Below are 23,377 nucleotides of genomic sequence, written 5' to 3' on the forward strand. Positions count from 1 at the left end.
GCAGAGCGTGGGAACGATCAATGCTGCCTAAGAATTGAAGAAGGTATGAAGATGTCCCAGGCAACCAAAATCATCATCGCCGACACCCCCATGCGCTGGCAGGACGTCACCGCCGTCGCCCGCCACGGCGCCATGCTCGAACTGTCGGGCCACGCCTGGGCGCGTGTCGACAATGCCCAGGCCATCGTGCAGCGCATCGTCACCAGCGGCGAGCGTGCCTATGGTGTCAACACCGGCCTGGGCGCGCTGTGCAACGTCTCGCTCAAGACCGAGCAACTGAGCCAACTGTCGCGCAATACGCTGTTGAGCCACGCCTGCGGCGTCGGCCCGGTGCTCAGCGACGAGCAGACCCGTGCGATCATCTGCGCGGCGATCATCAACTACAGCCACGGCAAATCCGGCCTGCATCCGCAGGTGGTGCACGCGCTGCTGGCGCTGCTCAACCACGGCATCACCCCGCAAGTACCGTCCCAAGGCTCGGTGGGGTATCTGACCCACATGGCCCATATCGGCGTGGCCCTGCTGGGCGTTGGTAATGTGAGTTATCGCGGCCAGATCGTCACGGCGCAACACGCGTTGCAGGCTGAAGGCTTGCAGCCGGTGGTGCTCGGCGCCAAAGACGGCCTGTGCCTGGTCAATGGCACGCCGTGCATGACCGGCCTGAGCTGCCTGGCCCTGGCCGACGCGCATCACTTGCTGCAGTGGGCCGACGTGATCGGTGCCATGAGCTTCGAAGCCCAGCGCGGCCAGATTGACGCCTTTGACGAAGCCATCATCGCCCTCAAGCCGCACCCGGGCATGCAGCACGTAGGTATCAACCTGCGTGCCCTGCTCGACGGCAGTGAGGTGATTGCCAGCAGCAAAGGTATTCGCACCCAGGACGCCTTGAGCATTCGCTCGATTCCGCAGATTCACGGCGCGGCCCGCGACCAGGTAGAACACGCCACGCGCCAGATCGAGACCGAACTCAACAGCGCCACCGACAACCCGCTGGTGCTGGGCACGCCGGATAATTACCGCGTGGTGTCCCAGGCCAACCCTCACGGGCAGTCCGTCGCGTTGGCGGCCGACATGCTCGCCATCGCCATGGCCGAGATCGGTTCGGTGGCCGAGCGTCGCCTGGATCGCCTGGTCAACCCGCATGTCAGCGGCCTGCCAGCCTTCCTGGTGAGCAACCCGGGCGTCAACTCCGGAATGATGATCGTGCAGTACGTCGCCGCGTCCCTGTGCGGGCAAAACCGTCAGCTGGCGCAACCGGCGGTGCTCGACAACTTCGTCACCTCGGGCCTGCAGGAAGACCACTTGAGCATGGGCACCAACGCCGCGCTCAAGTTGCACCAGGTGCTGGCCAACGTCACCCAGATTCTTGCCATCGAGTACCTGCTGGCGGCCCAGGCTTTCGAGTTTCTCAAGGACCAGCGCTTCGGCGCCGGTACCGACCGCGCCTGGCGTTTGCTGCGCGAAGTGGTCCCTGCGTATGAACAGGACCGCTGGCTGGCGCCGGATATTGCCGCCGCTGCCCAATTGCTTAAAGACACTGCTTTACCGAATTTGCACTGAACACCTAAGAACAATTCACAAGGAGTATGAATGTGACTGCGCTAAACCTGATTCCAGGCCAACTGAGCCTCGCCCAACTGCGTGCCATCTACCAGCAGCCAGTAACCCTCAGCCTGGATGACAGCGCCTCGGCCCAGATCGAAGCCAGCGTTGCCTGCGTGGAGCAGATTCTCGCCGAGAACCGCACCGCCTACGGCATCAACACCGGTTTTGGCCTGTTGGCATCGACCCGCATCGCCAGCGAAGACCTGGAAAACCTCCAGCGTTCCCTGGTGCTGTCCCACGCCGCCGGCGTCGGTGAGCCGATCAGCGATGCACTGGTGCGACTGGTCATGGTGCTCAAGGTCAACAGCCTGAGCCGTGGCTTCTCCGGGATTCGTCGCCAGGTGATCGACGCGCTGATCGCGCTGATCAACGCCGAGGTGTACCCGCACATTCCGCTCAAGGGGTCAGTGGGTGCTTCCGGTGACCTGGCGCCGCTGGCGCACATGTCCCTGGTACTGCTTGGCGAAGGCAAGGCGCGTTACAAGGGCGAATGGCTGGAAGCCACCGAGGCACTGAAAATCGCCGGCCTCACGCCGCTGACCCTGGCCGCCAAAGAAGGCCTGGCGCTGCTCAACGGCACCCAGGTGTCCACGGCCTATGCCCTGCGTGGCCTGTTCGAAGGCGAAGACCTGTTCGCCGCTGCCCTCGCTTGCGGCGGCCTCACTGTGGAAGCGGTACTGGGTTCGCGTTCGCCGTTCGATGCGCGTATTCATGCGGCGCGTGGCCAGCGTGGCCAGATCGACTCGGCAGCGGCCTATCGTGACCTGCTCGGTGAGAGCAGCCAGGTGTCCCAATCGCACCAGAACTGCGACAAGGTTCAAGACCCGTATTCCCTGCGTTGCCAGCCACAGGTCATGGGCGCGTGCCTGACTCAATTGCGCCAGGCCGCCGAGGTGCTGGTGGTAGAGGCCAACGCAGTGTCGGATAACCCGCTGGTCTTTGCCGCCGAAGGCGATGTGATTTCCGGTGGCAACTTCCACGCTGAACCCGTGGCCATGGCCGCCGACAACATGGCGCTGGCCATTGCCGAAATCGGCTCCCTGAGCGAGCGTCGGATCTCGTTGATGATGGACAAGCATATGTCGCAACTGCCGCCGTTTCTGGTGGGCAATGGCGGGGTGAACTCCGGCTTCATGATCGCCCAGGTGACCGCTGCCGCACTCGCCAGCGAGAACAAGGCGCTGGCCCATCCCCATAGCGTCGACAGCTTGCCGACTTCGGCCAACCAGGAAGACCACGTGTCCATGGCCCCGGCTGCGGGCAAGCGTTTGTGGGAAATGGCCGAGAACACCCGGGGCATCCTCGCGGTGGAATGGCTCGCGGCGTGCCAGGGCCTGGACCTGCGCGACGGCCTGAAGACCTCGCCCAAGCTGGAAAAAGCCCGTGGCATCCTGCGCGACAAGGTGGCGTTCTATGACAAGGACCGCTTCTTCGCCCCGGACATCAACGCCGCCAGCGAACTGCTCGCCAGCCGCTGCCTGAATGAGCTGGTGCCGGCCAAGTTGCTGCCAAGCCTCTGACCGGGACTCGGTCTGTGCCTGATCATTCCCACGCTCCGCGTGGGAATGCATCCTGTGACGCTCTGCGTCACCGCTCTAAAAGCGGACGCGGAGCGTCCAGGTCGGAGTTCCCACGCCGAGCGTGGGAACGATCTTCTCCTCATAAGAATAATTAGGGACGAGAAATGCACCAGCCAGAAAAAGGTTTGAAACGCGGGCTCAACGCCCGACATATTCGCTTCATGGCCCTCGGTTCCGCGATCGGCACCGGGCTGTTCTATGGCTCTGCCTCCGCCATCCAGATGGCCGGTCCTGCCGTGCTGCTGGCCTACCTGATCGGCGGCGCTGCTGTATTCATGGTGATGCGCGCCCTCGGTGAGATGGCCGTGCACAACCCGGTGTCTGGCTCCTTCGGCCACTACGCCAGCACCTACCTGGGGCCCATGGCCGGGTTTATCCTTGGCTGGACCTACGCCTTTGAAATGATCATCGTCTGCCTCGCCGACGTCACCGCGTTCGGCATCTACATGGGCTTCTGGTTTCCCGAAGTGGCCCGTTGGGTCTGGGTGCTGGGCATCGTATTCCTGATCGGCGGCCTGAACCTGTGCAACGTCAAAGTCTTTGGCGAGATGGAGTTCTGGCTGTCGTTGCTCAAGGTCGGTGCCATTGTGGCGATGATCCTCGGCGGTTTTGGCATCATGCTGTTTGGTATTCACTCGGCAGGCGAAACCCAGGCCAGTGGCTTGAGCAATCTGTGGGCCCACGGCGGCTTCATGCCCAACGGCATCGGTGGGCTGATCGCCTCGTTTGCGGTGGTGATGTTTGCCTTTGGTGGCATCGAAATCATCGGCATCACCGCCGGTGAAGCCAAGGACCCACAGCGGGTGATCCCCAAGGCGATCAACGCGGTGCCGCTGCGTATCCTGCTGTTCTACGTGCTCACCCTGTTCGTGTTGATGGCCATCTACCCGTGGCCGCAGATCGGCAGCCAGGGCAGCCCGTTCGTGCAGATCTTCAGCAACCTGGGGATTGGCTCGGCGGCGACCATCCTCAACATCGTGGTGATCTCGGCGGCGGTGTCGGCGATCAACAGCGACATTTTCGGCGCCGGGCGCATGATGTACGGCCTGGCTCAACAAGGGCAGGCGCCCAAGGGCTTCGCGCAATTGTCCAAACAAGGCGTGCCATGGATGACCGTGGTGGTCATGGGCGCCGCCTTGCTCGGCGGTGTGGTACTCAACTACCTGATCCCGGAAAACGTGTTCTTGCTGATCGCCTCGATTGCCACCTTCGCCACCGTGTGGGTATGGCTGATGATCCTGTTTACCCAGGTCGCCATGCGCCGCTCGATGACCAAGGCGCAGATCGCCGAACTGAAATTCCCGGTGCCGTTCTGGCCTTATGCGCCGGCGGCGGCCATTGTGTTCATGCTGTTTGTGTTTGGTGTACTCGGTTACTTCCCGGATACCCAGGCGGCGTTGATGGTAGGCGCCGTGTGGATCGTGCTGCTGATCATCGCCTACTGGCTGTGGGTCAAGCCTGCCGCCGGGCAAACGGCCAAGGTCGATTACGACCCGGTTTTGTCTCATCGATAACTTAGGGAGGCGTTGATGAAAACGCTTTGGCAACACTGCCACGTCGCAACCATGGCCAACGGCAAATACTCGATCATCGAGGATGCCGCCATGGTGACTGCCGGCTCGCTCATCGAGTGGGTCGGCCCCCGCAGCCAGGCGCCAACCGCGGATTACGCCCAGGTGCATGACCTGCAAGGCGCGTGGGTCACTCCCGGGCTGATCGATTGCCACACCCATACGGTGTTCGGTGGCAATCGCAGCGGCGAATTCGAGCAGCGCCTCGAAGGTGTCAGCTACGCCGAGATCGCGGCCAAGGGCGGCGGCATTGCCAGCACTGTGCGCGCAACCCGTGCGGCGAGCGAAGATGAGCTGTTCTTGTGCGCTGAAAAGCGCCTGCGCAGTTTGCTGCGTGACGGCGTGACCACGGTGGAGATCAAGTCCGGCTACGGCCTGGACCTGGCCAACGAACGCAAGATGCTGCGCGTGGCTCGGCGCCTGGGTGAAGCGCTGCCGGTCAGCGTGCGCGCCACGTGCCTGGCCGCCCACGCGTTGCCGCCGGAGTACAAGGACCGCGCCGACGATTACATCGAGCACATCTGCAGCCAGATGCTGCCGGCCCTGGCCGCCGAGGGGTTGGTGGATGCGGTCGATGCCTTCTGTGAATACCTGGCATTTTCCCCCGAGCAGGTTGAGCGGGTATTCAAGGTCGCCCAGCAACTTGGCTTGCCGGTGAAGCTGCACGCCGAGCAACTCTCGTCGTTGCATGGCTCAAGCCTGGCGGCGCGCTACCGCGCGTTGTCGGCCGACCACCTGGAATTCATGACTGAAGAAGACGCCATCGCCATGGCTGCGGCCGGTACCGTCGCCGTGCTATTGCCGGGCGCGTTCTACTTCCTGCGTGAAACCCAGTTGCCGCCCATGGACGCCCTGCGCAAACACGGCGTGAAGATCGCCATCGCCAGCGACCTCAACCCCGGCACTTCACCGGCGCTGTCGGTGCGGCTGATGCTGAACATGGCCTGCACCCTGTTCCGCATGACCCCGGAAGAAGCCCTGGCCGGCGCCACGCAACACGCGGCCACCGCGTTGGGCCTGGGCGATACCCATGGTTCCCTGGAAGTGGGCAAGGTCGCGGATTTTGTCGCCTGGCAGATCGATCGCCCCGCCGACCTGGCCTACTGGTTGGGTGGCGAACTGGATAAACGCGTCGTGCGCCACGGCGTCGACGTCACTGTTTGAGAGGATGCAGTTGTGGATAAGGTTCTGACATTCAAACAAGGCCGCGTGCCGCTGCTGATCAGCATGCCCCACGCCGGCCTGCGGCTCACCCCAGCGGTGGAGGCCGGGTTGATACCCGAGGCGCAAAGCCTGCCGGATACCGATTGGCATATCCCGCTGTTGTATGACTTTGCCGAAGAGCTGGGCGCCAGCACCCTGGCGGCGGAGTACTCGCGGTTTGTCATCGACCTCAACCGGCCCTCCGACAACACGCCGCTGTATGCCGGTGCTACTACCGGCCTGTACCCAGAGACGCTGTTCGATGGCGTGCCGTTGTTCCGTGAAGGGCAAACGCCCTCCGAGGAGGAGCGGGCCAGTTACCTGCAAAAAATCTGGGGTCCGTACCACCGTCAACTGCAGGAAGAACTGGCACGCCTCAAGGCCGAGTTCGGCTACGCGCTGCTGTTCGACGCGCACTCGATCCGCTCGGTGATCCCGCACCTGTTTGACGGCAAATTGCCGGACTTCAATTTGGGTACCTTCAACGGCGCTGCGTGCGACCCGCAGCTGGCCAGCCAGCTGGAAGCCATCTGCGCTCAGCATCCGCAATATACCCATGTGCTGAACGGGCGCTTCAAGGGCGGCCATATCACCCGTCACTACGGCAACCCGGCGCAGGATATTCATGCGGTGCAGCTGGAGTTGTGCCAGAGCACCTATATGGAGGAGTTCGAGCCGTTCCGTTATCGCCATGATTTGGCCGAGCCGACGCAGGTGGTGTTGAGGCAGTTGCTGGAAGGGCTGTTGGCTTGGGGGCAGAAGCACTACCGGTAATTGTTGGTGCTGCTGCAATAGCTTTCGCGAGCAAGCCCGCTTGACCGCGCTCTATCATGAGAATGCGCTCGAAATGTGGGAGCTGGCTTGCCTGCGATAACGGGGGTTCAGCAACACTTTTATCAACTGACACACCGCCATCCCGGCAAAGGGCTGGCCCACGGTTGTTTGCGGGCACGCGGCCAGGTGCCGGAGGTGGATCGGCTGTATGACTATCTGCTTGGTTACCTGAGGCGCGAACTGCTGACACAGGTCTAAGTGCTCAAGGACATGCTCATTGCACAATTCGGGTTTATGATGCCAGACGGCAAAATAATAGACGTCCCCCCAGGGATGAACCCGACACCCTACGGAGCACGCAATGCAGACTTGGTACCCGCAGATCAAACCCTACGCCCGGCACGATCTGGCTGTCGATGACACCCACACCCTGTACGTCGATGAAAGTGGCTCCCCCGAAGGCTTGCCTGTCGTGTTCATCCATGGAGGCCCCGGCTCCGGTTGCGACGCCCAGAGCCGCTGCTATTTCGACCCGAACCTCTACCATATTGTCACCTTCGACCAGCGTGGCTGCGGCCGCTCTACGCCAAGGGCCAGTCTCGAGAACAACACCACCTGGGATCTGGTCGCCGACCTTGAGCGCATCCGCGAGCACCTGGGCATCGACAAATGGGTGCTGTTCGGCGGCTCCTGGGGTTCGACCCTGGCCCTGGCCTACGCGCAAACCCACCCCGAGCGCGTGCATGGCCTGATCGTGCGCGGCATCTTCCTCGCCCGCCCGCAGGATATTCGCTGGTTCTACCAGGAGGGCGCGAGCCGCCTGTTCCCGGACTACTGGCAGGACTATGTGGCACCCATCCCGGTGGAAGAGCGCCACGATATGATTGCCGCTTACCACAAGCGCCTGACCGGCAACGACCAGATCGCCCAGATGCATGCGGCCAAAGCCTGGTCGGGCTGGGAAGGCCGTATGTTGGGCCTGTGCCCGAGCCCGCAGCATGTGGAACGGTTTTCCGAGCCGCAGCGCGCCTTGTCCATCGCACGTATCGAATGCCATTACTTCACCAACAACTCCTTCCTGGAACCCAACCAGCTGATTCGCGATATGCACAAGATCGCCCATCTGCCTGGCGTCATCATCCATGGCCGCTACGATATGATCTGCACGCTGGATAACGCTTGGGAGCTGCATCAGGCCTGGCCCAACAGCGAGTTGCAGGTGATCCGCGAAGCAGGGCACGCGGCGTCCGAGCCGGGCATCACCGACGCACTGGTGCGTGCGACCGGCGAAATGGCCCGGCGCCTGCTCGACCTGCCGCCTGAAGAAGCATGAAGGGCTTGTTGCAGCGGGTGCGTGGCGCCCGGGTTGAGGTCGCAGGGGAGGTGATAGGCTCGATTGACCAGGGTTTGCTGGTGCTGGTGGCCGTCGAGCCTTCAGATACGCCCGAAAGCGCCGACAAACTGCTGCACAAGCTGCTTAACTATCGGGTGTTCAGTGACGAGGAGGGCAAGATGAACCTGTCCCTCAAGGACATCGGCGGCGGTTTGCTGCTGGTGTCGCAGTTCACCCTGGCGGCGGATACCAAAAGCGGGCTACGGCCCAGCTTCTCCACAGCGGCTCCTCCGGCCCTGGGAGCGGCGCTTTTTGAGCACTTGTTGTTACAAGCGCAACAATTGCATGGCAAGGTGGCGTCGGGGCGTTTTGGCGCGGATATGCAGGTGCACTTGGTCAATGATGGCCCTGTGACCTTCCTCTTACAGACATGAATGTATGAAAAACGACGTTAATGCCTAAAAACGCAGGGTTTCGCTACAAATACTTCACTGTCCCTGATGCGTTGTCTCGCGGGCTACTAGATAATCGCGCGCTACGGGGATCAGCGTTGTTTGGTCCATTTTTGACTTAGGTAGAGCCTTGTCCGACAACCGCATGGGGAATCATTTCGCCCCAGAGGAGTCGGAACATTGCTCGCCAACCTGGCATATAGATAGCTGGCCGTTGGTTTTTTGATCTGTTTTCGGCGAGGGTTGCTCGTGATTGTTAGTCCCTGTAATGCACCAAAATTGTCTGCCAAACGGTTACGAAACGCACTGGTGACGGGCTCTGCCCTGTTTTGCCTGTTCGGCGCGGGTCAACTGTGGGCGTTCAGTCTGGATGATGTGTCGGCCAAGGCAAAAGAGCTGGCTGGGCAGAAATACGAAGCTCCGCGCAGCAATTTGCCGAACGAATTCCGCGAAATGAAATTCGCTGACTACCAGAAGATTCGTTTCCGCAATGAAAAAGCCGAGTGGGCCGATCAGAACACCCCGTTCAAGCTGTCCTTCTATCACCAGGGGATGCATTTCGACACCCCGGTGAAAATCAACGAAGTCACCGCCGACAGCGTGCATGAAATCAAGTACGACCCGACGCGTTTCGATTTCGGCGACGTGAAATTTGATCCTAAAGCCACCGAACAGCTGGGTTACGCCGGTTTCCGTGTGCTTTTCCCGATCAACAAGGCCGACAAGCAAGACGAAATCATGACCATGCTCGGCGCCAGCTATTTCCGCGTCGTGGGCAAGGATCAGGTGTACGGCTTGTCTGCCCGTGGCATGGCGATCGACACCGCGTTGCCGTCTGGCGAAGAATTCCCGCGTTTCACCGAGTTCTGGATCGAGCGTCCAAAGCCGGGTGACAAGCACCTGGTGATTTTCGCGCTGCTGGATTCGCCACGCGCCACTGGCGCTTATCGCCTGATCCTGCGTCCTGGCACCGACACCGTAGTGGACGTCAAATCCCAGATGTTCCTGCGTGACAAGGTCAGCAAGCTGGGCGTTGCGCCGTTGACCTCGATGTTCCTGTTCGGCGCCAACCAGCCGTCCAAGGTCCTCAACTACCGCCGCGAGCTCCACGATTCCAGCGGCCTGTCGATTCACGCCGGCAATGGCGAGTGGATCTGGCGTCCGCTGAACAACCCTAAACACCTGTCGGTCAGCAACTTCAGCGTCGAGAACCCGCGTGGGTTCGGCCTGCTGCAACGTGGCCGCAACTTCAGCCACTACGAAGACCTGGACGACAACTACGACAAGCGCCCAAGCGCCTGGATCGAGCCTGAAGGTGACTGGGGCAAAGGCTCTGTCGACCTGGTCGAGATCCCGACCGCCGATGAAACCAACGACAACATCGTGGCGTTCTGGAGCCCGGCCGAACTGCCGGAAGTCGGCAAGCCGCTGGACGTGGCCTACCGCCTGCACTGGACACTGGACGACGCGGCCTTCCATTCGCCGGACAGTGCCTGGGTCAAGCAGACCCTGCGCTCCACGGGTGATGTGAAGCAATCGAACCTGATCCGTCAGCCGGATGGCAGCGTGGCCTACCTGGTGGACTTCGAGGGCCCGTCCCTGAAGAAACTGCTGCCGGACGCCCCGGTGCGTAGCCAGGTGAGTGTGGGTGATAACGCTGAACTGGTTGAAAACAGCGTGCGCTACAACGAACACACCAAAGGCTGGCGCCTGACCCTGCGTATGAAGATCAAGGACGCAAGCAAGCCGACCGAAATGCGTGCGGCACTGGTGCAGGATATCGTGCAGCCTGAGGCTGAGTCGGTTTCCAACCATGTGCTCAAGGCCGATAAAGTCTTGGCCAAGCAGCATGAGAAACAGGCCAAGAAAGACGCCAAGGACAAGGAAGCCAAACAGCCTGAGGCTGCCCCAGCCACGCCGGAGCCGATCAAGACCGAGCAAGTCCTGACCGAAACCTGGAGCTATCAGTTGCCTGCCGATGAGTAATTCTCAAGTCAAGCCAGAGACTCTGTCCGAGTACCTGGCGCATCTACCCATGACGGCTGAGCAGCGCGCCGAGCTGGCGGGCTGCAAGTCCTTCAGCGAGCTGCACGAACGTCTGTCGTCCAAGACCTTCGACGCACCGACCGACGCTGCCCAAGCGTCGGTTGGCCGTCGCTTGACCCTCAACAGCGCCGAAGAGCTGCAAGACGCCGAGATGCTGGCGCTCGATGCCAGCGGTCGTGTGTGCCTCAAGGCCACGCCGCCGATCCGTCGGACCAAAGTGGTGCCCGAGCCTTGGCGCACCAATATCCTGGTGCGCGGTTGGCGCCGGATGACCGGGCGCACCAACCCGCCCAAGCCACCGAAAGACGAGCGGGTACTGCCGGCTGCGCGCTGGCGTACCGTGGGCTCGATCCGTCGTTACATCCTGTTGGTGCTGATGCTGGGCCAGACCATCGTGGCCGGCTGGTACATGAAAGGCATCATGCCGTACCAAGGCTGGTCGCTGGTCGACTTCGACGAGATCCGCAACCAGACCCTGCTGCAAACCGCTACCCAGGTACTGCCTTACGCGCTGCAAACCAGCATCCTGATCATGTTCGGGATTCTGTTCTGCTGGGTGTCGGCCGGTTTCTGGACTGCGCTCATGGGCTTCCTGGAGCTGCTGACCGGTCACGATAAATACCGTATCTCCGGTAAAAGTGCCGGTGACGAGCCGATTCCAAAGGATGCGCGCACCGCCCTGGTGATGCCGATCTGTAACGAAGACGTGCCGCGTGTATTCGCCGGTTTGCGTGCGACGTTCGAATCGGTGGCCGCAACCGGTGACCTGGACCGCTTCGATTTCTTCGTGCTCAGCGACAGTAACGACGCCGACATCTGCATCGCCGAACAGCAAGCCTGGCTCGACGTATGCCGCGAAGCGGGTGGTTTCGGCAAGATCTTCTATCGCCGTCGTCGCCGTCGCGTAAAGCGCAAGAGCGGCAACCTCGACGACTTCTGCCGTCGTTGGGGCGGTGACTACAAGTACATGGTCGTTCTTGACGCTGACTCTGTGATGAGCGGCGAGTGCCTGACCAGCCTGGTGCGCCTGATGGAAGCCACGCCGGATGCCGGGATTATCCAGACCGCGCCGCGTGCGTCGGGCATGGACACCCTGTATGCGCGTATGCAGCAGTTCGCCACTCGCGTCTATGGCCCGTTGTTTACCGCCGGCCTGCACTTCTGGCAGTTGGGTGAATCCCACTACTGGGGCCACAACGCCATTATCCGTATGAAGCCGTTTATCGAGCACTGCGCCCTGGCGCCGCTGCCCGGTAAAGGCGCGTTTGCCGGTGCGATCCTCTCCCACGACTTCGTTGAAGCCGCGCTGATGCGCCGTGCCGGCTGGGGCGTGTGGATTGCGTACGACCTGCCGGGCAGCTACGAAGAACTGCCGCCGAACCTGCTGGACGAACTCAAGCGTGACCGTCGCTGGTGCCACGGTAACCTGATGAACTTCCGCCTGTTCCTGGTCAAAGGCATGCACCCGGTGCACCGTGCGGTGTTCCTCACCGGCGTGATGTCCTACCTGTCGGCGCCGTTGTGGTTCTTCTTCCTGGTGTTGTCCACGGCCTTGCTGGCGGTGAACACCCTGATGGAACCGCAATACTTCATGGCGCCGCGCCAGTTGTACCCGCTGTGGCCACAATGGCACCCGGACAAGGCGGTGGCGCTGTTCTCCACCACCATCGTGCTGTTGTTCCTGCCTAAACTGCTCAGCATCATCTTGATCTGGGCCAAGGGCGCCAAAGAGTTCGGTGGCAAGTTCAAGGTGACCCTGTCGATGCTGCTGGAGATGTTGTTCTCCATGCTGCTGGCGCCAGTGCGGATGATCTTCCACACCCGTTTCGTCCTCGCCGCCTTCCTCGGCTGGGCCGCAACCTGGAACTCGCCGCAACGTGACGATGACTCCACGCCATGGAGCGAAGCGGTCAAGCGCCACGGTCCGCAAACCGTGCTGGGCTTCCTGTGGGCGCTGCTGGTGGTGTGGCTGAACCCGAGCTTCCTGTGGTGGCTGGTGCCGATTGTCGGCTCGCTGATGCTGTCGATCCCGGTGTCGGTGATTTCCAGCCGGGTCAAGCTGGGCCTCAAGTCCCGCGACGAGAGCCTGTTCCTGATCCCTGAGGAATACAACCCGCCGCAAGCCTTGCTGTCGACCGAGAAGTACACCCACGAAAACCGTTGGCACGCCCTCAACGACGGCTTTGTGCGTTCGGTGGTAGACCCACAGCAGAACGCCTTGGCCTGCGCCTTGGCGACCTCGCGGCACCGTGAGGCCGAGCCCATCGAATACCTGCGCATGGAACGGGTTCGCCACGCGTTGAAAGTCGGCCCGGCCGGCCTCAACAACAGCGAACGCCTGGCCTTGCTCAGCGACCCGGTGGCCCTGGCTCGCCTGCATGAGCAGGTGTGGAGCGAAGGCCACGTCGAGTGGCTAGGCGCTTGGCGTGCCTCGATCAAGGCCGATCCGCACGCGCCGTTGCTGCCCCTGCAACCACAGTCGTCCCAGGCCCAACCGGCCTGATTCAGGCACCCCCGAAGGCTCACTTCGGGGGTGTTTCAAACGTTGGTCCTACAGCGTTTTTCGCTTCTTCCTTTTTGTCGCTAACTCCTTGTTATTTCGAAACAAAAGACCTTTGCTCGAGGCGTATTGCCGTGCCCGCGGCTGGGTTAGGATCGCCCCCCAAATTGGACTCGCCACGGGGGCATTCATGATCAAAAGGTATTGTTTGGCATTGCTGATGGGCTTTTTCCTGGGGGGGCACGCAGGCTTGCTTTACGCGGGCGCGCTGGACAACGCTGTGCGCCGTGGCGTGCTTAAGGTCGGTACAACCCCCAATAACGTCCCTTTCGAAATGCTCGATAAGCAGGGGCGCATCGTCGGCTTTGAAATTGACTTGCTCCATACCATGAGCCGCGCACTTGGCGTAGAGCTTGAATTGGTGGCAGTGCCTTACACGGATCTGTTGCCGGGGCTGACGACGAACAAGTTTGATCTGATTGGCAGCGGCATGACGGTCACTCAAGAGCGCAACCTCAAACTCAACTTCAGTGATTCATTTGTCGTGGTGGGCCAGACGGTGCTGCTGCACCCACGCATGGCGGGGAAGGTCTCCAGTATTGAAGAACTGGACGACGCCAGTTACCGCGTGGTTACCACCCAAGGCACCACCGGTGAAGCCGCAGCACAGCGCTTTCTTGTATCTGCGCGGCTCAGCAGTGTGCCCAACCCGGAAGAAGGCGTGCGGCAGGTCGTTGAAGGCAAGGCCGATGCTTTTATCCATGATGCGCCCTACAACCTGATCGCGATGAGTCGGCCACAGAACAGTACATTGTTGGCACTTGAGCAACCCTTCACCTTTGAGCCCTTGGCGTTCGGCCTGAAAAAAGGGGATTACGACAGCCTCAATTGGATCAACCATTTTCTCAACCAGATCGCCCAGGACGGCACCTACGATCGCCTGCATGACAAGTGGTTCAGGGATACGGCCTGGATAGCCGAGATCGACTGATCGTCATAACTGCTTACACATCAATCCCTGATCGAGAGGCCGCGCTGAAGCGTCTGCGCCTGTGTTTGGCCGGGTCGCTGTCAGGGTTTTCCGACACACGCCGATAACATTTACCGGTGAAACCTTTGTGGCGGACAACGAGTGGGTTAGGATCGCACCCCGAAATGGCGCAGCCCTCTTGTGCGCCAACCTTATAAGAATCGTTCAGGGGTCTTGATGATGAAAAAGTATCTTTCGATGCTGATGCTCGGCGTCACCGCGCTGGTCGCTGCCACTGCGGCCCAGGCCGGCGCCATTGATGAGGCGGTCAAGCGCGGCACGTTGAAAGTTGGCATGGACCCCACCTACATGCCGTTCGAAATGACCGACAAGCGCGGTGAAATCATCGGTTTCGAAGTCGACATCCTCAAGGCTATGGCCAAGTCCATGGGCGTCAAGCTGGAGCTGGTGTCCACCGGTTACGACGGCATCATCCCGGCCTTCCTGACCGGCAAGTTCGATATGATCGGCAGCGGCATGACCCTGACCCAGGAACGCAACCTGCGCCTGAATTTCAGCGAACCCTTCATCGTGGTCGGCCAGACGTTGCTGATCCGCAAGGAATTGGAAGGCACCATCAAGTCCTACAAAGACCTGAACGACGAGAAATACCGCCTGACCTCCAAGCTCGGCACCACCGGTGAGATGGTTGCCAAGAAGCTGATCTCCAAGGCCAAGTACCACGGCTACGACAACGAGCAGGAAGGCGTGCTCGACGTGGTCAACGGCAAGGCTGATGCGTTCGTCTACGACGCACCGTACAACGTGGTGGCCGAAAAGAAGGTCGGTAACGGCAAGCTGGTGTTCCTGGAAGAACCCTTCACCTTTGAACCCCTGGCGTTCGGTTTGAAGAAAGGCGATTACGACAGCATCAACTTCATCAACAACTTCCTGCACCAGATCCGTAACGACGGCACCTACGATCGCATCCATGACAAGTGGTTCAAGAGCTCCGAGTGGCTCAAGGACATGGAATAAGGCCTGACACCGAGTTGCCTGCATCGCAGGCAAGCCAGCTCCCACATTTGACTGTATTCACACATCAATCTGTGGGAGCGGGCTTGCCCGCGATGGCGGCCTATCAGGCGACACCTATGCGGAAAGTGAAATGAAACATAAAAAAGCCCAATGGCCCTGGCACCTGCTGACGGTGGTGGTGCTGGTCGGCCTGGCGGGTGCCTTGTACTACGCCACGTCGTTGATGTCCTACGAATGGCGCTGGAACCGCGTCCCCCAATACTTCGCCTATCAAGCCGAGACCTCCCAGCGCGCCGCGGATATTTCCACCGTGGTCGAGTTGGTGCGCAAAGGCGATACGGCCGAAGTCACCCTGCGCAACGACGCCGGAGTCGAGCAAAAGCTCACAGTCGCCGATAACAGTCTGCAAGTGGCGCGCGGCGACGATGTGGCTGAAGGCGATGTGGTCGGCGTGACCCGGCAATGGGCATTGGGACCATTGATGTGGGGCTTGTGGACCACGCTGTGGCTGTCGGTGGTGTCCGGCATCCTGGGTTTGGCGATTGGCTTGGCGACCGGGCTGTGCAGGCTGTCGAAAAATCCCACCTTGCGCGATCTGTCGACAATCTATGTCGAGCTGGTGCGGGGCACGCCGCTGCTGGTGCAGATCTTCATTTTCTATTTCTTTATCGGCACGGTGCTCAACCTGTCCCGGGAGTTTGCCGGGATTGCCGCGCTGTCGTTGTTCACGGGTGCCTACGTGGCCGAAATCGTGCGCGCCGGCGTGCAGTCCATCACCCGTGGCCAGGATGAAGCGGCGCGTTCCCTGGGCTTGAGCGCCAGCCAGTCGATGCGCCACGTGGTACTGCCGCAGGCCTTCAAGCGTGTGCTGCCGCCCCTGGCCGGGCAATTTATCAGCCTGGTCAAGGACACGTCCCTGGTGTCGGTGATCGCGATTACCGAGTTGCTCAAGAGCGGCCGCGAAGTGATCACCACCTCCTTCTCGCCGTTTGAAATCCTGTTTTGTGTGGCGGGCTTGTACCTGCTGATCAACCTGCCGCTGTCGAAGATGGCCAGCCGGCTTGAGCGGAGGCTTGCCCAAAGTGATTGAAGTACGCGATCTGGTAAAAGTCTTCGATACCCGTGGGCAACTGGTGCGCGCGGTGGATCACGTCACCACCCAAGTGGCCAAGGGCGAGGTGCTGGTGGTGATCGGTCCTTCGGGGTCCGGCAAGTCCACCTTCTTGCGCTGCCTGAATGGGTTGGAGGCGTTCGATTCGGGTTCGGTGAGCATCGACGGCCTGCAACTGGCCGACCCTAAGACCGACGTGAATGCCTACCGCCGTGAAGTCGGCATGGTGTTCCAGCACTTCAACCTGTTCCCCCACATGACCGTGCTGGAAAACCTGTGCCTGGCGCAAAAGGTCGTGCGCAAGCGCGGCAAGCAAGAGCGCGAGGCCAAGGCCCTGGCGCTGTTGGAAAAGGTCGGTATTGCGCAGAAGGCCCACGAGTTTCCATCGCGCCTGTCTGGCGGCCAGCAGCAGCGAGTCGCCATTGCCCGAGCCCTGGCCATGGAGCCCAAGGTGATGCTGTTTGACGAGCCCACCTCGGCCCTCGACCCGGAAATGGTCGGTGAAGTGCTCGACGTGATGAAGACCCTGGCCCTGGAAGGCATGACCATGGTGTGCGTCACCCACGAGATGGGCTTTGCCCGGGAAGTGGCAGACCGGGTGTTGTTTTTCGATCACGGCAAACTGCTGGAAGACGCCGCCCCGGCCGAGTTCTTCAATGCGCCAAAAGACCCGCGTGCCCAGGCCTTCCTGCGCCAAGTCCTGTAGAAATATTTGCCTCTGTGGCGAGCGAGCTTGCTCGCGCTGGAGTGCGAAGCGCTCCCAAGATTTTGGGGCCGCTGTGCAGCCCAGCGGGAGCAAGCTCCCTCGCCACAGGTCAAAGCTTGAATTTGTCGACCAGCGTCTGCAAGTCCAGGCTCAATCTTGTCAACTGAACACTCGCGGCCGCCGTTTCCTCGCTGGCGGCGGCGGTTTGTTCCGACACGTCCCGCACCTTCAACACACTGCGGTTGATCTCCTCGGCCACAGCGCTTTGCTGTTCCGCTGCGGCGGCGATCTGCGGGTTCATTTCCTGGATGATCGACACCGTGCGGGCAATGGCGCTCAGAGCGTCGCCGGCGTCGCGGGTCAGGGCGACGCTGTTGTCGGTCAGGTTGCGGCTGCTGTCCATGATGTCTGCCACCTGCTGAGTGCCATTGTGCAGGCCGAGGATCAGCCCTTCGATCTCCTCGGCCGATTCCTGAGTGCGTTGGGCCAGGCTGCGCACTTCGTCGGCGACCACCGCAAAGCCTTGGCCGGCAGTGCCCGCACGTGCCGCTTCAATGGCGGCGTTCAGGGCCAGCAGGTTGGTCTGCTGAGAAACAGACTTGATCACGTCCAGCACACTGGCGATCTTCTGGCTCTCCTGTTGCAGCGCGAGCATCGCACGGCCTGACAGCGCCATTTCACTGGCCAGGTTGCCAATCTGCTCCACGGCCTGGGTGACCACCTGCTCACCGGCGCCGGCCTGATGGTCGGCTTCTTGGGCCGCCACCGAGGCGCGTTCGGCGTGGCGCGCCACTTCCTGGGCAGTGGCGAGCATTTCATTCATTGCCGTCGCCACCTGGTCGGTTTCATCTTTCTGCTCGTTGAGCCCGCTGCGGGTCTGCTCGGTGACGGTGGATAACTGCGTGGCCGCTCCGGCGATCTGCCGGGCGCTGTCACCGATACTGCTGATCAGGCTACGCAGGCTGCGGGTCATTTGCCCGATGCTTTGCTGCAACTGGCCGAGTTCGTCGCGACGGTCGACCGCCATGTCATGGCTGAGGTCGCCCTCGGCAACACGGTGGGCGGCGCCGAGAATTTCTCGCAGTGGCGCCGCAATCTGCCGGGCGATCCACCAGGCGGCCAGCGTGCCCAGTGCCAGGGCGGCCACTGTCACGCTGATCAGCAACGTACGGGTTTGGTCCGCCTCGTTGTTGCGCCTGGCGTTCTGGCTCTGGCTCAGCAGATTGCTCTTGTCCCGCAGCTCGTTGAGTTGCTGTTCGAAGCTGTTTTGCACGGTTTCGGTATCGAGCTGGGCTTGCTCGAGCTTTAGCAGTTGTTCACGGTAGTTGGCCAAATCGGTCTTGAGCAGCGTCGAGTCCACCGGGAGCGCGGTGACGGAAGCCAGCGCGGCCTGCAGTTCATCAAGCGACTGGTCGAACGCATCGGCGTAGGCCTTTAAGGTAACGGCCGCCCAGGCGGGGCTCTGCGCTCGATCTTCGGCTTGCTCCATGGCCTGGCGCAGGTTCTCGATGGCGTCGAGGGCCTTCTCGTCATTTTGATCGGGCAAGTCACTGGCCAGTTGAGCGAGGGTGTCACTGGCCTGCAGGGCGGACTTCTTGAGCGCCGGACGGATCTGCTCGCGCGCGGCCAGCAACGGTGGCAACTGTACGAGCGCGGCTTTCGAGCCCGACACCAACAGAGCCGCTTCTTCCAGCCATTGTCGGTCGGTGGCGGCTCGCAAGCGGCTCGAAAGGCCGGTCAGATACTGGTCGATCTGTTCAATCCTTTGGTTCATCTTGTCCAGGCTGTTGCTGTCCATCAGCGTGCGGTACACGATGCGGTCGGCGCGCATGGCCTCGGCTTCGACAGCCAGATGGCCCAGGACCGTCAGGCTGTCGGATCGGTAAAGCACGGCGCTCAAGGCTTGCCAGCCGGTGGCTGCAATCAGGAAACTGAGGATCAGCACTTGGCCAAAACCCAGGGCTAGCTTGAGGCGGACGCTGGCATTGACCAGCATGCGGGTCAGCCGAAGAAACATGGTGAACCTCCGAATCAGAGAAAGCGTTTCGCGACACATGAAACGCTAATTCGATTCGGGACCGTGGAGGGCTGATAACTGTGTAGGAGATTTCACAAGTTGCGGCGGCTTTGGTAAGCCGCCGTGTAGGGTAATTCAGACTCGGAAGCGCCCGACGAGGGTCTGCAGGTAGATCCCCAGGCGCGCCAGTTCGGCACTGGAGGACGCAGTTTCTTCGCTGGCCGACGAGGTTTGCTCGGAGATGTCGCGCACATTCAGCACGCTGCGGTTGATCTCTTCAGCCACGGCGCTTTGTTGCTCGGCGGCGGTGGCGATCTGTGAGTTCATGGCCTGGATGGTCGACACGGTACGGGTGATATTGCCCAGCGCGTGGCCGGCCCGGCGCGTCAGCTCAACACTGCTCTCGGTCAGCCCGCGGCTGTTGTCCATGATGGTTGCCACCTGCTGGGTGCCACTTTGCAGGCCGACGATCAGCTCTTCGATCTCTTCAGTGGACTTCTGCGTGCGCTGGGCCAGGCTGCGCACCTCGTCGGCCACCACGGCAAAGCCGCGCCCGGCCTCACCGGCACGCGCCGCCTCAATGGCGGCGTTAAGGGCCAGCAGGTTGGTTTGCTGGGCCACGGATTTGATCACGTCGAGCACACTGCCGATCTTGTCGCTTTCGCGCTTGAGTTCACCCATGGCCACCGTGGAATTACCCACTTCGGTGGCCAAGCGCTCGATCTGGGCGATGGCTTCACCCACCACCTGGTCGCCTTCACGGGCTTGCTGGTCGGCAGCCACGGCGGCTTCCGAGGCCTCTTCGGCATTGCGCGCCACTTCCTGCACGGTGGCCGCCATTTCGTTCATGGCGGTGGCCACCTGGTCGGTCTCGACCTTCTGGCTGTTGACCCCGGCGCTGGTTTGTTCGGTCACGGCTGACAACTGCTCAGCGGCGCTGGCGATCTGGGTGACCCCGTCGCTGATCCCGCCGATCAACTCGCGCAGGCCCACGGTCATGCTTTGCATGGCACGCTGTAATTGACCCAGTTCGTCCTGGCGGCCCGATTCCAGGTTGTGGCTCAGATCGCCGGAGGCCACACGCTCGGCGACTTCGAGGGTCTGGTTCAGCGGGATGACGATCTGGCGGGTGATGGCCCAGGCCGCGAAGACGCCGACGATCAGCGCCAGTACGGTGGCAAGCAGCAACAGGTATTTGGCCTGCGCGGCATCTGCGTCACGCACGGCGGTCTGGGAGACGGTGAGTTTTTCACTGTGGCCCAGCAGGATGTCGCCTTGGGCGATCATGGTTTTCAGCGCTGCTGCGCTGGCGACCTGGGAATCGCGATACTGGCTGACGGCAGCGCGGTAGGCTTGCAGTGAAGCCCCGGCTTCTTGCAGGTTGGCCTGGTATTGCGCAGGCAACTGGCCTTGCAGTTCGGTGATTTTTTTCAGGGCGTTGTCGATGGCATCCAGGGCCGGTTGCTCGGCTTCGACCTTGCCGCTGTAGGTGTAGCCGCGTACCTGGAAGCGCGATTGCTGGATCAGCTTGCTCTGCTCGACCACGCTGTTGAACTGGGCGACGCTGTCACCTTGCAGCAGGGCTTTTTCGATTTCGTTGATCTTGGCGACGGCATTGTCGGCGGTGTCTCCGAGCTTGCTGCGGGCGCCCTCACGTTTGAGGCCCGCCTGGACCATGGCGGCGAAGGCCTTTTTGTATTGGTTCAAGGCTTCCTGCTGTTGCTCGACCAGGGCTTTGTCGTCAGGTTGCTCGATCAGCTCGGCGGCGGTCTTCAGGCCGCTGTCGAGGTGGGCGAGCAGGCCGTCGACCTTGTCCGTGCCTTGCTCGCCACGGCGCATATCGAAGTCCAGGCGTGCCAGGCGCAGGTCTTTGGTCAGGCCATTGAGGCTGGAAATAAAGCCCAGCTTGTCGCCGCGACTGATCACATCGCCCAGTCCGGTCCAGCCGGTAAAGGTGATCAACAACGTCAGGAGCAACACCAGGCCAAAGCCCACGCTCAGCTTGCGGTTGACGCTTACATTCCCCAACTTCTCGGCTAACCAACGATACATGCTGCGAACTCCCCTGGAACAAGGCTTGGACTTATTCAAAGGCTATCGGCAACGCACGGGGATACTTGATCGTTCCCACGCTCTGGCGATCATTCCCACGCTCTGGTGATCGTTCCCACGCTCTGCGTGGGAATGAATGGCGTGACGCTCTGCGTCACAAGGGTGGACGCAGAGCGTCCTGAGCGGCATTCCCACGCAGAGCATGGGAACGATCAGTCGGGGGTTAGAACAGGCGGGCGAGCAGGGCCGTTACGGCGGTTTCGACGCGTAAAATACGTGCACCCAGTTGCACCGGCTGTAAACCAGCCTTGGCCAGCAGGTCCACTTCATAGGGAATCCAGCCGCCTTCCGGGCCGATCGCGAGGGTCACCGGTTCCTCGAGGGCTCGGGGGCAGGCCGGGTAATCGCCCGGATGGCCGATCAGGCCCAAGGTGCCAGCCGCCATGGCCGGCAGACGATCTTCCACAAACGGCTTGAAGCGTTTCTCGATAATGATCTCGGGCAGCACCGTGTCCCGCGCTTGTTCCAGGCCGAGAATCAGTTGCTCGCGCACCGCTTCCGGCTCCAGGAACGGGGTTTGCCAGAAGCTTTTTTCCACGCGGTAGCTGTTGACCAGTACCACCTTGGGCACGCCCATGGCCGCCACGGTTTGCAGCACCCGGCGCAGCATCTTCGGGCGGGGCAGGGCCAGCAGCAAGGTCAGGGGTAGTTTGCTCGGTGGCGGTTGGTCGAAGCTCACTTGCAGTTCGGCTTCAGTGGCTTCCAGGCGCAGCAGTTGGGCATTGCCCATCAGCCCGCCAATGCGGCCCACACGCAGGGTGTCACCGACGGCGGCGCGGTGAACCTCCTGCATATGCACCAGGCGACGATCACGCAGCACTACGCGGTCGGCCGCGATAAAGTCGGCCTCTTCGAGCAGCAGCAGGTTCACGGCTGGGTCGCTGGCGGTTGGTCGTCGTCGGCAGGCGCGTCATCCGGGTGTTCGCCACGCTTGCTGATCAGGCCGCTGAACAGGATGCCCACTTCGAACAGCATCCACATCGGCACGGCCAGCAAGGTCTGGGAGAAGATGTCCGGTGGCGTGAGGATCATGCCGACCACGAAGCAGCCGATGATCACGTACGGGCGGATCTTTTTCAGGTACTTGACGTCGACCACGCCGATCCACACCAGCAACACTACCGCTACCGGAATTTCGAATGCCACGCCAAAGGCGAAGAACAGCGTCATCACGAAATCGAGGTAGCTGGTGATATCGGTCATCATCTCCACGCCGGCCGGGGTGGCGGCAGCGAAGAACTTGAAGATCAGCGGGAACACCAGGAAGTAGGCGAAGGCCATGCCGGTGTAGAAGAGCAAGATGCTCGACACCAGCAATGGCACAGCGATGCGCTTCTCGTGCTTGTACAGGCCCGGCGCGATAAAGCCCCAGATCTGATGCAGGATCACCGGGATCGCCAGGAACAGTGAGACCATCATGGTCAGCTTCAAGGGGGTCAGGAACGGCGACGACACATCGGTGGCGATCATCGTCGCGCCGGCCGGCAGGTACTGGCGCAGGGGCGTCGAGACGAAGGTGTAGATCTGCTGGGTAAAGGCGAACAGCCCGGCAAAGATGATGAAGATCGCCGCCACGCAACGCAGCAGGCGGGTTCGCAACTCGGTGAGGTGCGAGACCAGCGGCATGTGCTGGTCGTTTTCCGGTTTATCAGCGCTCATGGGGCTCGCGGCGGCAATGTAGGGTCATGGGGCGCGGGCGACGCGACGGGCGTCGGCGCAGGCGTCGGTGGGGCGGGCGCTGCCGGTGTGGCGTCGGCCACAGGGGCTGGCGCGATGCTGTGCTCGGCCACCGGCGTTACCGGCTTGGCCGGCTCTTGCACCGGGGAAAGAATCTTGCGGGCTTCCTGCTCCAACGAGAGGATGTGCTCGTTGTGCAATTGCCGACGGATTTCGTCGGCACCGATTTCCCGTTCAACTTCCTGTTTGATCGCGTTGAAACTGCGCTTGAGGCGCCCGATCCACAAGCCGGCGGTGCGTGCGGCACCGGGCAGGCGTTCCGGCCCCAGTACCAGCAGGGCCACCAGGCCGACGAGCAGCAGTTCAGAGAAGCTGATACCAAACATTAGTCAGTGCTCACGAGTCTTTGCGGGTCGGCTCTTGGACCTTTTCAGCCTGCACGTCGAAGGTACGGCGCTCGGTGATCGGCTGGGTGGCCTGCGGGTGAACAGGCTGGGCCGGTGGCACCGGATTGGCGCTTGGCTCGGCCGGCTTTTCATCATCGTTCATGGCTTTGCGAAAGCCCTTGATCGACTCGCCCACATCGGTGCCCAGGTTCTTGAGCTTCTTGGTGCCGAACACCAATACCACTACCACCAGAATGACGATCCAGTGTTTCCAGTCAAAAATGCCCATGCTTCAA

At 61.5% G+C, this 23,377-nt stretch carries 18 protein-coding genes and 3 pseudogenes; 14 read left to right on the plus strand and 7 right to left on the minus strand.

Translation table 11 applies throughout. From position 1 onward, the window contains the following. The first annotated feature begins 51 nt into the window (after window positions 1-51). The 14 genes and pseudogenes from hutH (ACP7CZ_RS08815) to ACP7CZ_RS08880 all read left to right on the plus strand — a co-directional run bounded on the left by hutH (ACP7CZ_RS08815) (window position 52) and on the right by ACP7CZ_RS08880 (window position 16,889). Window positions 52-1,560, plus strand: coding sequence for a histidine ammonia-lyase (gene hutH / locus ACP7CZ_RS08815; protein WP_054897558.1), 1,509 nt, complete (start codon window positions 52-54; stop codon window positions 1,558-1,560). 26 nt (window positions 1,561-1,586) lie between these two features. Beyond that, on the plus strand, window positions 1,587-3,125 hold the full coding sequence (hutH, locus tag ACP7CZ_RS08820) for a histidine ammonia-lyase (RefSeq protein ID WP_089042090.1): 1,539 nt from the start codon (window positions 1,587-1,589) through the stop codon (window positions 3,123-3,125). 164 nt (window positions 3,126-3,289) lie between these two features. Continuing rightward, window positions 3,290-4,699, plus strand: a complete 1,410-nt coding sequence (locus tag ACP7CZ_RS08825; RefSeq protein ID WP_034125549.1) for an amino acid permease — start codon at window positions 3,290-3,292, stop codon at window positions 4,697-4,699. Between the two features lie 15 nt (window positions 4,700-4,714). Continuing rightward, window positions 4,715-5,920, plus strand: a complete 1,206-nt coding sequence (hutI, locus tag ACP7CZ_RS08830) for an imidazolonepropionase (RefSeq protein WP_294172608.1) — start codon at window positions 4,715-4,717, stop codon at window positions 5,918-5,920. Between the two features lie 12 nt (window positions 5,921-5,932). Further along, entirely contained in the window at window positions 5,933-6,733 is an 801-nt protein-coding gene (gene hutG, locus ACP7CZ_RS08835; RefSeq protein WP_186526753.1) for an N-formylglutamate deformylase, read from the plus strand. Between the two features lie 138 nt (window positions 6,734-6,871). Further along, a pseudogene (locus tag ACP7CZ_RS08840) lies at window positions 6,872-6,991 on the plus strand (alpha/beta hydrolase); the annotation flags it as partial. A 103-nt stretch (window positions 6,992-7,094) separates the two neighbouring features. Beyond that, window positions 7,095-8,066 carry a prolyl aminopeptidase gene (gene pip, locus ACP7CZ_RS08845; protein ID WP_034125552.1) on the plus strand — a complete coding sequence of 324 codons (972 nt, stop codon included), beginning with the start codon at window positions 7,095-7,097 and terminating at the stop codon, window positions 8,064-8,066. After that, on the plus strand, window positions 8,063-8,500 hold the full coding sequence (gene dtd, locus ACP7CZ_RS08850; RefSeq protein ID WP_034125553.1) for a D-aminoacyl-tRNA deacylase: 438 nt from the start codon (window positions 8,063-8,065) through the stop codon (window positions 8,498-8,500). Before pip ends, dtd begins: the two co-directional genes overlap by 4 nt. Before the next feature lie 267 nt (window positions 8,501-8,767). Continuing rightward, window positions 8,768-10,504 carry a glucan biosynthesis protein G gene (locus ACP7CZ_RS08855; RefSeq protein ID WP_034125862.1) on the plus strand — a complete coding sequence of 579 codons (1,737 nt, stop codon included), beginning with the start codon at window positions 8,768-8,770 and terminating at the stop codon, window positions 10,502-10,504. After that, window positions 10,497-13,075: pseudogene (gene mdoH / locus ACP7CZ_RS08860) on the plus strand (glucans biosynthesis glucosyltransferase MdoH); the annotation flags it as partial. The gene ACP7CZ_RS08855 and the pseudogene mdoH, both read left to right, overlap by 8 nt. 179 nt (window positions 13,076-13,254) lie before the next feature. Beyond that, window positions 13,255-14,055 carry a transporter substrate-binding domain-containing protein gene (locus tag ACP7CZ_RS08865; RefSeq protein ID WP_034125555.1) on the plus strand — a complete coding sequence of 267 codons (801 nt, stop codon included), beginning with the start codon at window positions 13,255-13,257 and terminating at the stop codon, window positions 14,053-14,055. Window positions 14,056-14,274: 219 nt separating this feature from the next. Next, window positions 14,275-15,072 carry a transporter substrate-binding domain-containing protein gene (locus ACP7CZ_RS08870; RefSeq protein WP_032901820.1) on the plus strand — a complete coding sequence of 266 codons (798 nt, stop codon included), beginning with the start codon at window positions 14,275-14,277 and terminating at the stop codon, window positions 15,070-15,072. A gap of 130 nt (window positions 15,073-15,202) precedes the next feature. After that, the gene (locus tag ACP7CZ_RS08875) at window positions 15,203-16,162 is read left to right on the plus strand and encodes an amino acid ABC transporter permease (RefSeq protein ID WP_054897532.1); all 960 of its coding nucleotides are present in this window, start codon (window positions 15,203-15,205) and stop codon (window positions 16,160-16,162) included. After that, complete coding sequence (locus tag ACP7CZ_RS08880; RefSeq protein WP_034125863.1) at window positions 16,155-16,889, plus strand: amino acid ABC transporter ATP-binding protein; 735 nt, start codon at window positions 16,155-16,157, stop codon at window positions 16,887-16,889. Before ACP7CZ_RS08875 ends, ACP7CZ_RS08880 begins: the two co-directional genes overlap by 8 nt. 109 nt (window positions 16,890-16,998) lie before the next feature. Here ACP7CZ_RS08880 and ACP7CZ_RS08885 read toward each other — a convergent pair whose 3' ends face one another. The 7 genes and pseudogenes from ACP7CZ_RS08885 to ACP7CZ_RS08915 form a co-directional block, all read right to left on the minus strand. Continuing rightward, a complete protein-coding gene (locus ACP7CZ_RS08885) occupies window positions 16,999-18,906 on the minus strand; it encodes a methyl-accepting chemotaxis protein (protein ID WP_198861721.1) in 1,908 nt (635 codons plus the stop codon). A gap of 135 nt (window positions 18,907-19,041) precedes the next feature. Beyond that, window positions 19,042-19,914 carry a methyl-accepting chemotaxis protein gene (locus tag ACP7CZ_RS08890; protein ID WP_370694792.1) on the minus strand — a complete coding sequence of 291 codons (873 nt, stop codon included), beginning with the start codon at window positions 19,912-19,914 and terminating at the stop codon, window positions 19,042-19,044. Then, window positions 19,900-20,958 (minus strand): annotated as a pseudogene (locus ACP7CZ_RS08895) (methyl-accepting chemotaxis protein); the annotation flags it as partial. The pseudogene ACP7CZ_RS08895 and the gene ACP7CZ_RS08890, both read right to left, overlap by 15 nt. Before the next feature lie 223 nt (window positions 20,959-21,181). Next, window positions 21,182-21,889, minus strand: a complete 708-nt coding sequence (locus ACP7CZ_RS08900; protein WP_054897530.1) for a 16S rRNA (uracil(1498)-N(3))-methyltransferase — start codon at window positions 21,887-21,889, stop codon at window positions 21,182-21,184. After that, window positions 21,886-22,677, minus strand: coding sequence for a twin-arginine translocase subunit TatC (gene tatC, locus ACP7CZ_RS08905; protein WP_034125559.1), 792 nt, complete (start codon window positions 22,675-22,677; stop codon window positions 21,886-21,888). Before tatC ends, ACP7CZ_RS08900 begins: the two co-directional genes overlap by 4 nt. Beyond that, window positions 22,674-23,081 carry a Sec-independent protein translocase protein TatB gene (gene tatB, locus ACP7CZ_RS08910; protein ID WP_054897529.1) on the minus strand — a complete coding sequence of 136 codons (408 nt, stop codon included), beginning with the start codon at window positions 23,079-23,081 and terminating at the stop codon, window positions 22,674-22,676. The genes tatC and tatB overlap by 4 nt, the downstream gene beginning before the upstream one ends. A gap of 10 nt (window positions 23,082-23,091) precedes the next feature. After that, window positions 23,092-23,370: a twin-arginine translocase TatA/TatE family subunit gene (locus ACP7CZ_RS08915; RefSeq protein ID WP_003187877.1), complete on the minus strand. Its 279-nt coding sequence runs from the start codon at window positions 23,368-23,370 to the stop codon at window positions 23,092-23,094. Window positions 23,371-23,377 lie beyond the last annotated feature (7 nt).

The organism is Pseudomonas sp. DWP2-2 (assembly GCF_049897065.1).
In the GTDB taxonomy this organism is placed as follows: domain Bacteria; phylum Pseudomonadota; class Gammaproteobacteria; order Pseudomonadales; family Pseudomonadaceae; genus Aquipseudomonas; species Aquipseudomonas paracarnis.